This is a genomic window from Lysobacter sp. KACC 24251 (assembly GCF_057747755.1).
On the sequence record NZ_CM173222.1, the window covers coordinates 632,506 to 646,174 of the forward strand.

The 13,669-nt window shown below is 69.1% G+C and carries 8 protein-coding genes; 3 read left to right on the forward strand and 5 right to left on the reverse strand.

Translation table 11 applies throughout. The features are described from left to right. Positions 1 to 50: 50 nt before the first annotated feature. Positions 51 to 1,862 (reverse strand): DNA helicase RecQ, encoded by a 1,812-nt coding sequence (recQ, locus tag AC3ARF_RS02930; protein WP_498930136.1) that lies wholly within the window; start codon positions 1,860 to 1,862, stop codon positions 51 to 53. A gap of 259 nt (positions 1,863 to 2,121) precedes the next feature. Then, entirely contained in the window at positions 2,122 to 2,673 is a 552-nt protein-coding gene (locus AC3ARF_RS02935; RefSeq protein WP_498930138.1) for a Dps family protein, read from the reverse strand. Between the two features lie 86 nt (positions 2,674 to 2,759). Here AC3ARF_RS02935 and hrpA point away from each other — a divergent pair, with 86 nt between their 5' ends. After that, complete coding sequence (hrpA, locus tag AC3ARF_RS02940; RefSeq protein ID WP_498930140.1) at positions 2,760 to 6,827, forward strand: ATP-dependent RNA helicase HrpA; 4,068 nt, start codon at positions 2,760 to 2,762, stop codon at positions 6,825 to 6,827. Between the two features lie 14 nt (positions 6,828 to 6,841). Here hrpA and AC3ARF_RS02945 read toward each other — a convergent pair whose 3' ends face one another. Both AC3ARF_RS02945 and AC3ARF_RS02950 read right to left on the reverse strand, forming a co-directional pair. After that, positions 6,842 to 7,291: a hypothetical protein gene (locus AC3ARF_RS02945; protein WP_498930142.1), complete on the reverse strand. Its 450-nt coding sequence runs from the start codon at positions 7,289 to 7,291 to the stop codon at positions 6,842 to 6,844. A gap of 24 nt (positions 7,292 to 7,315) precedes the next feature. Then, positions 7,316 to 7,834, reverse strand: coding sequence for a hypothetical protein (locus tag AC3ARF_RS02950; protein WP_498931730.1), 519 nt, complete (start codon positions 7,832 to 7,834; stop codon positions 7,316 to 7,318). Positions 7,835 to 7,909: 75 nt separating this feature from the next. On the opposite strand from AC3ARF_RS02950, the gene AC3ARF_RS02955 reads away from it, so the two are divergent. Both AC3ARF_RS02955 and AC3ARF_RS02960 read left to right on the forward strand, forming a co-directional pair. Beyond that, positions 7,910 to 10,075: a bifunctional (p)ppGpp synthetase/guanosine-3',5'-bis(diphosphate) 3'-pyrophosphohydrolase gene (locus AC3ARF_RS02955; RefSeq protein WP_498930144.1), complete on the forward strand. Its 2,166-nt coding sequence runs from the start codon at positions 7,910 to 7,912 to the stop codon at positions 10,073 to 10,075. Continuing rightward, on the forward strand, positions 10,068 to 11,579 hold the full coding sequence (locus tag AC3ARF_RS02960) for a hypothetical protein (protein WP_498930146.1): 1,512 nt from the start codon (positions 10,068 to 10,070) through the stop codon (positions 11,577 to 11,579). Before AC3ARF_RS02955 ends, AC3ARF_RS02960 begins: the two co-directional genes overlap by 8 nt. On the opposite strand, the gene AC3ARF_RS02965 is transcribed toward AC3ARF_RS02960, so the two are convergent. Beyond that, positions 11,555 to 13,669: a glycosyltransferase gene (locus AC3ARF_RS02965; RefSeq protein ID WP_498930148.1), complete on the reverse strand. Its 2,115-nt coding sequence runs from the start codon at positions 13,667 to 13,669 to the stop codon at positions 11,555 to 11,557. The genes AC3ARF_RS02960 and AC3ARF_RS02965 overlap by 25 nt on opposite strands.

Here is a 13,669-nt window from a genome sequence, read left to right on the forward strand (position 1 = left end):
TCAGCATGCCAGCATGGATGCGCCCAGGCGCTCCGGGGTTTAAGCCAGGCTCAGGCCGCGTCGAACAATTGCTGCAGGACGGCCTCGCCGTAGCGGTCGAGCTTGCTGGTGCCCACCCCGGCGATGGTGGACAGTTCGTCCAGGTCGCCCGGATCGGCCTCGGCAATCGCGCGCAGGGTGCTGTCGTGGAAGATCACGTAGGCCGGCACGTTCTGCTCGCGGGCGGTGGACGCGCGCCATTCGCGCAGGGAGTTGAAGCGCACCAGGGCATCCGGTGGCATGTCGGCCAGCGAGGCGGCCACCGCATCGCCGGTGCGCCGGCGCCGGTTGGGGCGCGGCGGCTCGCTGCGCAGGCGCACCTCGCGCTCGCCCCTGAGCACGGGGCCGCTGGCGGCGGTGAAGCACAGGGCGCCAAAGCGCTCTACGTCCGCTTCGAGGATGCCGTGGGCCACCAGCTGGCGAAACACGCTGCGCCAGGTACGCTCGTCGATGTCGGCGCCCACGCCGAACACGCTGAGACTGTCGTGGCCGTGCTGGCGCACCTTGTCGGACCCCTCGCCGCGCAGCACGTCGATCAGGTGCGCGACGCCGAAGCGCTGGCCCGTGCGGTACACGCTCGAAAGCGCCTTGCGCGCGGCCTCGGTGCCATCCCAGCTCTGCGGCGGGTTCAGGCAGTTGTCGCAGTTGCCGCATTGGCCCGGGTGCACCTCGCCGAACCAGCCGACCAGCGCCTGGTGGCGGCATGCGGTGGACTCGCAATAGCCCAGCAGCGCGTCCAGCTTGCCCAGCTCCAGCCGCTTGCGCTCCTCGCTGGCCTCGGACTGCACGATCAGCTGGCGCAGGCTGACCATGTCACCCAGCCCGTAGCACAGCCACGCCTCCGATGGCCCACCGTCGCGACCGGCACGGCCGGTCTCCTGGTAGTAGCCCTCGATCGATTTCGGCAGGTCCACGTGGGCCACGAAGCGCACGTCCGGCTTGTCGATGCCCATGCCGAAGGCGATCGTCGCCACCATCACGATGCCGTCTTCCTGCAGGAACCGCCGCTGGTTGGCCGCGCGCGTGGCTGCGTCCATGCCGGCGTGGTAGGGCAGGGCATTGATCCCGGCGATGACCAGTTGCTCGGCCACCTGCTCCACGCGCTTGCGCGAGAAGGCGTAGATCACCCCGCTTTCGCCGCGGTGCTCGGCCAGGAAATCCAGCAACTGGCGGCGGCCGTCGTCCTTGGTCACCACCCGGTAGCGGATGTTGGGCCGGTCGAAGGAGCTGACGAAGGTGCGTGCATCCTCCAGTGCCAGCCGCTCGACGATCTCGCGGCGGGTGGGCGCGTCGGCGGTGGCAGTCAGCGCGATGCGTGGCACGTCCGGCCAGCGCTCGTGCAGCACAGTCAGCTGGCGGTACTCGGGGCGGAAGTCGTGGCCCCATTGCGACACGCAGTGGGCTTCGTCGATGGCGAACAGGGCGATCCGGGCGCGGTCCAGCAAGGCCTGGCAGCGTGGCGTAAGCAGCCGCTCGGGAGCTACGTAAAGCATGTCCAGCTCGCCTGCCAGCAACTGGCGCTCGACCTCGGCCGACGTGGCCGCATCCAGGGTGGAATTGAGTACGGCCGCCTTCACGCCCAGCTGACGTAGAGACTCCACCTGGTCCTGCATCAGCGCGATCAGCGGCGAGACGACGATCCCGCAGCCCTCACGCAGCAGCGAGGGGATCTGGTAGCACAGTGACTTGCCGCCGCCGGTGGGCATCAGCACCAGCGCATCCCCGCCCTCGGCGACGTGGCGCACGATGTCGCCCTGCTCCCCGCGGAAGGCGGGATAGCCGAATACGGTGTTGAGGGTCTGCAGCGCACGATCGACGTTCATGCGTACAGGGTACCAAGCGGGTCAAGCGGGGCTATCGGTGAATGGCCTCACGCTGTGTAGGAATCGGCCTCGGCGGGGAATCCACCGTGCCGGTGCTTCTTCTTCCCAACCCCCCCAGCGTGGGTTCAGGAGGGTGGCGGTGGCTGGGTTGCGGAAAGCGGGCCATGGATGGCCCGCGGCCCCGACTCCGCGCAGGATGCGCGGACGGAGGGGAGCAGCAACCCAGCCGCCGCCACCCTCCGTGCCACAACGCCAAAAATCACTGCAACAACGACCGCAACATCCACGCATACTTCTCATGCGTCTGCAGCCGCTGCGTCATCAGGTCCACCGTCGGGTCATCGCCCGCGTCGTCAGCCCCCTTGAGCACCTTGCGCGCCGTACGGCACACCGCCTCGTTGCCCACGACCAACTGGCGCACCATTTCGCGCCAGTCCGCGGCATCCGACAACCCCGGCTCCTCCGGGATCGAACTCAGCCGGATGAACTCGTGATACGAGCCCGGCGCGTTGAAACCCAGTGCCCGGATGCGCTCGGCGACGTCGTCCAGCGCGGTCCACTGTTCGGTGTACTGGGTCTCGAACATCACGTGCAGGGCGTTGAACATCGGCCCGGTGACGTTCCAGTGGAAGTTGTGGGTCTTCAGGTACAACGTGAACGCATCCGACAGGAACGCCGCCAGGCCCTCGGCGATCTTCTTGCGATCGCCCGCGCCGATCCCGATATCGATGGCCGGCGCGCTGGAGCCGGGCGCCGGCGAGGCGGCGGGCGTGGTCTTGGACTTGTCCGGTTTGGTCTTGGTCTTGGACATCGCGGTTCTCCTTTCCAGGGCGGATACGGTGACAATAGGCGCTTGGCTTCGCGCAGTGAAATGCTTCTTTTCTCTCGTTTGTATCAATGAATCCTATCGACCCGAACGCTAGCGCCGCGTTACGCCAGGCCCGGCACGCCATCGACGGCGCGCTGAGTCGTGACCGTGGGCGCCTGCACGGGCTCTGGTCGCGCTGGAGCGGCAAGCCCGCGGATAACAAGGCGCGGGAGGCATTCGCCCAGGCCCTGGCGGCCTCGGTCGCGCAGCGCGAGTGGCGTGCTGCCGCGCTGCCCAACGCTCCGGTCGACCCCAATCTGCCGATTGCCGGCGAAGCCGAGCGGATTGTTGAACTGATCCGTGAGCATCCAGTGGTGGTCATCGCGGGTGAGACCGGTTCGGGCAAGACCACACAGTTGCCGAAATTGTGCCTGGCTGCCGGCCGCGGCCAGGCAGGCATGATCGGCTGCACCCAGCCCCGCCGCATCGCCGCACGTGCCGTGGCCCGCCGCGTGGCCGAAGAACTGCAGGTGCCGCTGGGCGGCGCGGTGGGCTACCAGGTGCGCTTCAACGAGAACGTGGGCGAGAACACCGCGGTCAAGTTCATGACCGACGGCATCCTGCTGGCCGAGATTCAGTCCGACCGCTGGCTGTCGCGCTACGACACGTTGCTGATCGACGAAGCACACGAACGCAGCCTCAACATCGATTTCCTGCTGGGCTACCTGAAGCAGCTGCTGCAGAAGCGCCGTGACCTGAAGATCATCGTCACCTCCGCCACCATCGACACCGAGCGCTTCGCCGCGCATTTCGGTGGGGCGCCGGTGGTGAACGTCGAAGGCCGCGGCTATCCAGTGTCGGTGCGCTACAGGCCGCTGGAAGGCGAATCAGGTGGTGATCCAGCTGATCGCCCCGACCGTTCGCCTTCAACGACCGCAGGTGCAGGCGCTGGAGCCCGCGCCCAGATGCGCAGGCGCACCCAGGGCGACGACGGGCACGATGGCGCGCTGACCGTCACCGACGGCATCGTGGCCGCCTGCGACGAGATCACCCGCGAGGATCCGCGTGGCGACGTGCTGGTGTTCCTGGCCGGCGAGCGCGAGATCCGCGACGCGCACCAGGCCCTGGAGCGGCGCAAGTACCGCGAGACCGAAGTGCTGCCGCTGTACGCGCGGCTTTCGGTGCGCGACCAGGACCGGGTATTCAACCCCGGGGTGAAGCGGCGCATCGTGCTGGCCACCAACGTGGCCGAGACCTCGCTGACGGTGCCGCGCATCCGCTACGTGGTCGATCCGGGCCTGGCGCGGGTGAAGCGTTACAGCCCGCGAAACAAGCTGGACCGCCTGCACGTCGAGGACATCAGCCAGGCCAGCGCGGACCAGCGCAAGGGCCGCTGCGGCCGTATCGCCGAGGGCACCTGCTACCGCCTGTACTCGGAAGCGGACTTTGCCTCGCGCCCGCGCTTCACTGACCCGGAAATCCGTCGCGCCGCGCTGGCCGGCGTGATCCTGCGCATGCTGTCGCTGGGGCTGGGCCGGGTCGAGGACTTCCCGTTCCTCGAACCGCCCGATTCGCGCGCAGTCGCTGATGGCTGGCAGCAGCTCTCGGAGCTGGGTGCCGTGGATGAGGAGCGCAAGCTCACCCCCATCGGCAAGCTGATGGCGCGCCTGCCGGTGGACGTGAAGCTGTCGCGCATGCTGGTCGCGGCCAACACCCACGGCTGCCTGCGCGAGATGCTCGCGATCACGTCCTTCCTCGGCATCCAGGACCCGCGCGAGCGGCCGGCCGACCAGCGCGCTGCGGCGGACAACGCGCATGCCGAGTTCGCCGACCCGCGCTCGGAGTTCGTCGGTATCCTCAAATTGTGGGATGCCTACCAGGCCGCGCACGAAGAGCTGACCCAGTCCAAACTGCGCGCCTGGTGCGACAAGCACTTCCTCGGTTTCCTGCGCATGCGCGAGTGGCGCGAGCTACATCGGCAGCTCAAGCTGATGTGCGAGGAACTGGCTTGGCCGGTGCGGGGCCTGGCTGCCACTGACGTTGACGCCGATAACGGTCAACTCAACCTGGCCGGTTACGCCACGCTGCATCGCGCGCTTATCGCTGGCCTGCCCACGCAGATCGGCCAGCGCGGCGACAAGGGGCTTTACGACGGTCCGCGCGGCCGCAAGTTTCAGTTGTTCCCGGGGTCGCCACTGGCGCGCAAGCCGCCGCCGTGGGTGCTGTCGGCCACGCTGCTCGACACCGAGCGCGTTTGGTCGCTGACCAATGCCGCCATCGAGCCGGACTGGGCCATCCAGGAGCTGCCGCACCTGCTCTCGCGCCGCCACCACGATCCGCGCTGGGCGCGTTCGCAGGGGCGTGTGGTCGGCAGCGAACAGGTGAGCCTGTTCGGGCTGGTGCTGGCGCCCAAGCGCCCCGTGCACTACGGCGCGCTCTACCCGGAAGAGAGCCGCGAGATCTTCGCCCGCGATGCGCTGGTCACCGGCGAGATCAATACCCGCTGCGCGTTCCTGCCGCGCAACCTGGCCGTGCTGGCCAAGGCGCAGGAGGAAGAGGCCAAGCAACGCCGAACCGGACTGGTCGTCGATGACGATTGGATGGTGCGCTGGTACCTGGACCGTCTGCCAGCGCACGTGCACAACGCGCAGGCGCTGGACGCGTGGTACGGCAAGCTGGCGCCGGCAGAGAAGGCGGCGATGGAGTGGTCGCGTGCGGACCTCCTGGTGGGCGACGAAAGCGAGGCCTCACGCTTCCCGCCGTACCTGCCGCTCGGTGGCTCGCGGCTGGCCATCACCTATCGGTTCGAGCCCGGCGCGCCCGACGACGGCATGACCGTGGCGGTGCCCCTGCACCTGCTCAACGCACTCGATCCCGCCCGGCTGTCTTGGCTGGCCCCCGGCTTCGTCGCCGACAAGGCCACGGCGCTGATCAAATCGCTGCCCAAGGTGCTGCGCCGCAACTTCGTGCCGGCACCGGATTTCGCCAAGGCCTTCCACGAGGCGCATGCGGAGTGGAAGCAGGGCGTGCCGCCCGAGGCCGACGCGCTGCCCGGCGCGATGGCCCGTTTCCTGAAGCGCCTGACCGGTGCGGAGGTGGCGGCGCTGGACTTTGACGAGGCCTCGTTGGAACCGCACCTGCACGCCAACCTGCGCCTGCTCGATCAGGACGGCCGCAAGGTGCTGGCCGAGTCGCGTGACCTCGCGGACCTGCGCCAGCGCTTCGGCGAGCGGGCGGCTGCGGCCTTTGCCGCGCGTGCGGCCGAAGGGCTCGCGCAACAGGGCTTGACCACCTTCCCGGAGGCGCCGATTCCCGAATCGGTGGCGGGTGCCGGCGGTGTGCCGGCCTACCCGGCGCTGCAGGACGATGGTGAGACCGTGTCGCTGCGCGTGCATGCCGAGCAGGCCGTGGCACGTCGCCTGCACCCAATGGGGGTGCGCCGGCTGCTGTCGATCGCCCTCGCCGACAAGGTCAAGCAGGCGCGCAAGCAACTGCCGGTGTCGCCCAAGACGGGCCTGTTGTACGCCGCGATCGAATCGTCAGGCATCAAGCCCCTGGGCGATGCCAAGCGCGAGGGGGACCGCCTGCGGATGGATCTGGTCGACGGCGCGCTGGCTTCCCTGATGGCGGATGGCGCGGGCGACATCCGGGATGAGGCCGCCTTCGTCGCGCTGCGCGAGCGCATCGGCAAGCAATTGTTCGCCGAAGCGATGGAGCGCCTGCGCCAGGCGGAAGCCATTCTCTCCGCCGTGGCCGAAGCGCGGGCCAAGCTCGAATCCCCACTGATGGGGTGGGCCAGCGGCAACCTGGATGACATGCGGGCGCACCTTGCCTCGCTGACGCCCCCAGGCTTCCTGCGTGACGTTCCGGCGGACGTCCTGCGCGAGTACCCGCGCTACCTGAAGGCGCTCGCCCTGCGCGGCGAGCGTGCGCTGCGTGACCCCACCCGTGACCAGGCGCGCATGCTGGAGCTCAAGCCGTTCGCCGATGCGCTGGCCCACGCGGTGGCGCAGGGTCGTGCCGGGGATCCGGGCTGGCAAGCGCTGCGCTGGGAGCTGGAAGAACTGCGCGTGTCCCTGTTCGCACAGGAACTCGGGGCAAAGGGCGGGGTATCGCCGAAGAAACTCGCGACGCGGCTGGCGCAACTGGCTGGGTGAGCCCAGCCCGCGGGCTACTTCAAACGTCGGACCTTGGCCTTGACCGGGTGGCCGTCCACTTCCATGTACCAGCCACTGATCATCCCAGGTCGGATGGTGACCCCCGGGTTGCTGACCGGGCGCGCGCTGTAGCTCCCTTCCGTCACCCGCCAACTCTCGCCGTTGGCGAGGGCGAACACGGTGCCGTTGCTCCAGCCGCGGAACTCGCCGGCAATGCTGGAGCGCACCGGTTCCTGCTCGCGGTCGGGCGCGGTGGCGCGGCGCACGACGCTGGCCTGGTCGTCGCGCAGAAGGCGGTTGAGGGTGGCGAGTTCCTCCGGGTTGAGCCGGTGCAGGCCCGCGGACTGGAACTGCTCGGCACTGAGGCGGGTTTCCAGCGGCAGATAAGTGCTCTGCGCTCGGGTGGGAAATGCGGTGACCAGAGCGGCCAGCGCCAGTGCGGCGAGGGTGCGATGCAGGGGCATGTGGGATCCAATGGCCATCGGGAGTTACTTGATGCGGCGGACCTTGGCGCGCGTTCCGTACTTGCCTACCTGCATGTACCACGCGTTGCCGACCACGCTCGGGGTGATCTTCACTTCGGGCTCGGCCAGGCGCACGCCGGCCAACGTGGCCGCATCCATCTGCTCCCACTCCTGACCGTTCGCCAGAACGTAGCGGCGGCCTTGGGCGAAACCCCGGAATTCGCCCGCGACCCGGCTGGAAATGGGCTCGCTGGAACCAAAGCTCAGGAAGCCGCGACTGTCGTCCTCGACCTTCTGCTTGGCCTGCGCGGCGGCCTTCTGGGTTTCCACCACCAAGGTGCGGTTGAGCCAGGCGTTGAGATTCGCCAGTTGTTCTGGCGTCAGGCGATCAAGGCCGGCGGCCCGAAATTGTTCGGGCGTCATCTGCTGCTCGATGGGCGGCTGGGTCGATGCTGCCTGTGCGTCGGCGGTCAGCGGCCATGCGAGGCCCAATCCCAGCAGCGTCGCAAACACAACGATGGGTGCGCGCAGTGCGTTCATCACGGGCATCGGCTGTTCCTCCGGTCGGTTGCGGGCTAGTGTAGTAAAGCTTGAGCCCGAAGTTTGAACCGCGACGCGATGAACGCTGTACCTCTCACCCTCGACCAGCTCCTCGCCTCCGCTGCGGCTTCGGCGCTGGCGCCTGCGTTGCGCGCCGCGCTGCGTGAAGCCGCAACGCGGCCTGGGGTAGAGGGCGGTGCACGGGATCCAATCGATACCGTCGCGGCGATGCTCGATGCGCTTGCCAAGCTCGACGCGGACGGCGACACCGTCGCGGCGGCGTTGTTGCGCAACTACCCGGGCCTGCTGGCGGCGCTGGGGCCGGGCTTCGCGGCCGCGCACCCGGCCATCGCCGTGCTGCTGGAAGGGCAGGCGGCCGCCGCCCACGTCCGCGCCCTTCACGCCGAGCGCGCCCGGGGCGGTGGCGGTGGCAGCGAGGGCCTCCGTCGCCTGCTGCTGGCCATCGTCCGTGACCTGCGGGTGGTGTCGATCCTGCTTGCGCGCCAGCTGGCCCGCATGCGCTTCGCTGACCGCCTGCCCGAGGACGAGCGCCGCGCACTGGCCGCGCTGACCCGCGACATCCATGCGCCGTTGGCCAACCGCCTGGGCATCTGGCAGCTCAAGTGGGAACTCGAGGACCTCGCGTTCCGCCATCTTGAGCCACAGACCTACCAGCGCATCGCGCGCCTGCTCGACGAGAAGCGCACCGACCGCGAGCGCTACATCGAGGGCGTGATCCGCACCCTGCGCGAAGCGATGGCCGCGCAGGGTGTGCGCGCCGACGTCGCGGGCCGGCCGAAGCACATCTACAGCATCTGGAAGAAGATGCAGCGCAAGGACGTTCCCATCGGCGAACTGTACGACCTGCGCGCGGTGCGGGTGATGGTCGATGACGTGGCGGCCTGTTACGCGGCCCTGGGCGTGGTGCATGCGACCTGGACGCCGATTCCCAGCGAGTTCGACGATTACGTCGCGCGGCCCAAGAGCAATGACTACCGGTCGCTGCATACTGCGGTCATCGGCCCGGAAGGCAAGACGCTGGAGGTGCAGATCCGCACCTACGACATGCACCGGCAGGCCGAACTGGGCGTGGCCGCGCATTGGAAGTACAAGGAGGCCGGCAGCCAGGCGGCCGACGCGGCGTTCGACCGCAAGATCGCGTGGATGCGGCGCCTGCTGGATGCCTCGGGCGACAACGGTCGCGACGGCGATGCCCAGTTGGCCGGCGCACTCGATACCGAACTGGTCGAGGACCGCGTGTACGTGATCACGCCCAAGGGTGAGGTGATCGACCTGCCGTCGGGCGCCACGCCGCTGGATTTCGCCTACCACGTGCACACCGAAGTGGGTCACCGCTGTCGGGGGGCCAAGGTGGACGGGCGCATCGTGCCGCTGGACCACGTGCTGCGCAGTGGTGATCGCGTGGAGATCCTCACTGGCAAGGTGGCCGAGCCGCGGCGTGACTGGCTGGTGGCGTCGAATGGGTTCCTCGCCAGCGGGCGCTCGCGCGAGAAGGTGCGGAGCTGGTTCCACAAGCTGGACAAGGCCCGCAACGAGCAGGCGGGTCGCGAACTGCTGGACAAGGAGCTGCGCCGGCTGGGCCTGCTGGGTGCCGATCTGGCACCCGCCCGCGAGCGCTTCAACCTGGCCAGCGACAGCGAGTTGCTGGTGCAGGTGGCGCTAGGCGACCTTGGGCCGCACCAGGTCGGCCGAATTCTGCTGGAACACGAGCGAGCGGCCGCTCAACCGGCGGCGCCAGCACCGACGGTGATGGTGTCGCGTCGCAAGGTCGCGCCAAGCCGCAGCGACTTCACCGTCGAGGGCGTGGGCAACCTGCTGGTGCAGCTTGCACGGTGCTGCCAGCCGGTGCCCGGCGAGCCGATTGCAGGCTATCTGACCCGGGGTCGTGGCGTCAGCGTGCACCGCCCGGATTGCAACGCCTTCCACCGATTGGCCAGCCGGGAGCCGCAACGCGTGCTGCCGGTGGAATGGGGGCGGGCGGGCAGCCAGTACGAAGTGGATGTCGAGGTGGCCGCGCTGGATCGGAAATGGCTGCTGAAGGAAGTCAGCAACGTCATCGCGCAGGAGGACGCGCATGTGACCAGCATCAACAGCGAGCACGAGCGCAATGGCGCGCGCGTACGCCTGCTGTTGCGCCTGCGGGTACGTGACTATGGGCAGCTGTCCACGGTGCTGGGCAAGCTGGCGGCGCTGCCGGGCGTGGAGCATGCGCGGCGTGGCTGACGCCCGCACCCCCTGGCGCAACCTGCCTCATCGTTGGTGGCTTGCGCACCCGGCGGTGAAGTGGGGGGCATTGGCGACCGCGCTTCTGGTGGCGCTCTTGCTGGTGCGGCAGCCGCTGTCGGACTGGCTGTGGCCGGAAACACGCATCCAGTCCCTGCGTACAAGTGCCGAGCAGGCCCTCGCCCAGGGCCGGCTCACGGCGCCGGACGGGAGCGGTGCGCGTGAACTGTTCGAAGCCGCCTTGGCCTTGGACCCCGATCGTCCCGCCGCACGGGAGGGCCTGGCCCGGGTCGGTGCCGCCGCGCTGGCACGGGCAGACGCAGCGGTTCGCGCAGGGCAATACCCTGCGGCACGGGAACATATTGCCTTGGCCCGGAGCCTGGGCTTGCCCAAGGCACGGGTTGAAGTGATCGAACGCGCCTTGCGCCAGCGCGAGATCGCCGCGGCCGACATCGGCCCGCGCCTGCAGGCCGCCGGCGCGGCGCGAACAGCCGGGCGACTGCATGGCGGGCCTGATTCCGCGTTGGCGCACTATGCCGCTGTGCTGGAGCTGCAACCGGGCAATACGGAGGCGCTGGAAGGCCGGGATGATGTCATCGCCGACATGCTGGCCGACGCGCGGCACAAGCTGGAGGCCGGCGAACTCGAGGCTGCCGCTGCCCTGATCCGCGAGTCGCGCGAGTTCGATCCGGCGCATGCGGACCTGCCGGCCGCGCTGGGGGCCTTGAACCAGACGTTGGAAACGACCCGCGAGCGCGCGGAGCGCGACCTGCGCAGCACCCGCCTGACACGTGCCCTGGCGGGTTTCGACCGGGTGCTGGCGGTGCAGCCCGATGACGAAGGCGCCCGCGCGGGGCGCCGCGAAGTGGGCGCGCGACTACTGCAGCGCAGCGAGCGCTTCGCGGCCGACTTCCGCTTCGCCGAGGCCGAGGCGGCACTGGCCGTTGCCGCCGACGTATTGGGCGCCGATGGCGATGTGGCCGAGGTGCGCGCGCACATCGCCCGTGCGCGCCGGTCGCAGGCGCAGCTCACAACCGGCGCACTGACCCCGCAGCGCCAGCGTCGTCTGCAACAGCTGCTCGCGGAGGCCGCCACCGCCGAGTCAAGCGGCAACCTCCTGCTGCCGCCAGGGGAGAGCGCTTTCGACAAGTTGCGCGCGGCCCGCGCGATCGCACCCAACGACCGCCGGGTCAGGGCGGCATCGGCGCGCCTGGTACCCGCGGCCCGACGCTGCTTCGACAACGCCATGCGCGAGAACCGGTTGGTCACGGCCTCAGCCTGTCTGGATGCCAGCGGCGTGCTCGAGCCGGGCGGGCAGGGACTGTCAGCAGCGCGCACCCGCCTGGCCCAGCGCTGGATCGCGGTGGGCAACGAGCGGTTGGGCGCCGGGGAACTGGAGGCCGCCCGCCGCGCGCTCGACGCGGCCAAGACCTTGGACCCCAGTGTGGGCGGTGCAGCCGAACTCTCGGCGCGCCTGCGTCAGGCCTCGGCCGTAGAGCCCTGAGCCCGCAGCAGGCCCTGCACCACGGCGCGCCCTGCATCGAACGAGAAATGTCGGGTCACGTTGTCTCGACCGTTCGCCGCCAGCTGTGACCACAGGGCCGGGTCGCGGTAGGCCTGCAAAACGGCCGCGGCGAAATCCTCCGGCGTGTCGGCCACGAGCACGTCTTCGCCGTCGTGCAGGTGCATGCCTTCGACGGCACACGAGGTTGCCACCACGGGCTGGCCGTGCGCCATGCTCAGGTTGACCTTCCCCTTCACGCCGGCGCCGAAGCGCAGCGGCGCCACCGCAAGCCGTGCTCCCACCATGTACGGCTCGATATCGGGCACGTGGCCATGCACCCGGACGCCCGCCCGCTCGGCGAGAGCCCGGATGTCCGGCGGCACATCGCCGCCGATGCAGTGGAAGACCATGTCCGGCTCGGCGGCATGCAGCCGCGGCCAGACCTCCTCCGTGAACCACCGCACCGCATCGACATTCGGCGGATGGCGGAAGCCACCGACGAACACCAGGTCCTTGCGCTGCTCGAAAGGCAACCCCGGATCCTTGAGTTCGTGCAGGTTGGAAAGTACCTCCACGCGCGCCTGCGGCGCCTCCTCGGCCAGCAGCGCACGCTCCGCCTCGCTCACCACCAGCGTCACGTCGCTGCGGTGGATCAGGTCGAGCTCGCTGCGGCGGGTACGTTCGGCCGCCTTGAGCAGGGCGGCGTCGCCTCGCATCTGGGCGCCGCGGCGCTCGCGCAGGTAGTGCAGGTCGACCGTGTCAAACACGATCTTCGCCCGGGGTGCCCACTTGCGCAGCAAGGGTAGGAGCGATTGCAGCAGATGGTGCCGGCAAACCACGATCACATCGAAGCCGCCGCCGTGCGACGCCAGCCATGCGGGCAGGGACTGCGCGAATGGCGCGTGCCAGGCCTCGATACCAAGGGCCTGCAGTGATCGGGTGTGGTTGCCGCCGTGATCCAGTCCGGCAGGCACGAAGGTGACGTGGGCACCTTCGCCCATGAACAGCCGCATCATGTTGACCAGGCGCAGCGACGCGGAATCCCGGTCCGGCTGCGGCACATGGTCGTCAATGACCAGGACGCGACGCTGGCCCGCCTGGCGGATGCGACCTTGCGACGTGTTGGCCTCCGGGTGATGCGCCAGGACGCCCCGCCATTTTTCCGCAAACGCCTGCTGGTTGCGCACCTGGTAGGCCTTCGGCCCCGTGCGGGTATCGGTGCCGGAGGTGACACCCTCCATGTGCACCACCACGGATTGCGGCTGGTATAGCACCCGTTGGCCGGCGGCACGGACCTTGAAGGCGAGGTCGGTGTCTTCGTAGTAGGCGGGTCGGAATTCATCGCCAAACCCGCCCAGTGTTTCGAACAATCGCCTCGGCAGCGCTATCGCGGCACCGGAGCAGTAGTCCACGTCCAGCACGTAATTGAACCGCGGGTCCTCGGGCGACTCGAAGCGACCGCGATTGGCGGCGCTGCCGTCTGAAAAGACCCACCCGCCCGCTTCCTGCAGGAGACCGTTGGGGTACACCAGCTTCGCGCCTGCCAGGCCGACATTGGCATGCTGCGAAAAGGTGCCCAGCAACGCTTCCAGCCACCCCGGCTGTGGCACGGTGTCGTTGTTCAGGAACACCAGCATCTCGCCCCGCGCCAAACGCGCGCCGTCGTTGCAAGCGGCGATAAAGCCGCCATTGGCCGCGCGGCGGTGGTAGCGCAGTCCCTGCACTCGCGGCAGCATCGCCTCGGTCTCGTCGGATGAGCCATCGTCCACCACGATCACCTCGATCGCCATCGCCGGCGGATGCTCGGCCAGGGCACGCAGGCATCGCAGCGTGTGCTCGAACTGGTTGAACACCGGAATGACGAGGCTGGCCCGGGGTGCGGGATCGTATGGCACGGCAAAGGGCGCGAACGCCGTCGGGGCCGGCAGGTACAGGGCGGGCCGCTGCGACACCGGCACCCGCTGGAACTGCCTCAGCACCCGGCGCCAGGACGCCTGCAGGCCCCGGGTCCGCAGGCTGGTCAATCCGCGGTGGAACAGGCCCGTCGCCCGGTTGAACAGGAACCGGAGTTCGGCCGGCGACATCGGCAT

What these genes read in the sequence shown, in the direction of transcription:
- recQ (WP_498930136.1), bottom strand. Translation starts at nt 1,862, where the DNA reads ATGAACGTCGATCGTGCGCTGCAGACCCTCAACACCGTATTCGGCTAT.
- AC3ARF_RS02935 (WP_498930138.1), bottom strand. Translation starts at nt 2,673, where the DNA reads ATGTCCAAGACCAAGACCAAACCGGACAAGTCCAAGACCACGCCCGCC.
- hrpA (WP_498930140.1), top strand. Translation starts at nt 2,760, where the DNA reads ATGAATCCTATCGACCCGAACGCTAGCGCCGCGTTACGCCAGGCCCGG.
- AC3ARF_RS02945 (WP_498930142.1), bottom strand. Translation starts at nt 7,291, where the DNA reads ATGCCCCTGCATCGCACCCTCGCCGCACTGGCGCTGGCCGCTCTGGTC.
- AC3ARF_RS02955 (WP_498930144.1), top strand. Translation starts at nt 7,910, where the DNA reads ATGAACGCTGTACCTCTCACCCTCGACCAGCTCCTCGCCTCCGCTGCG.
- AC3ARF_RS02965 (WP_498930148.1), bottom strand. Translation starts at nt 13,669, where the DNA reads ATGCCGATGTCGCCGGCCGAACTCCGGTTCCTGTTCAACCGGGCGACG.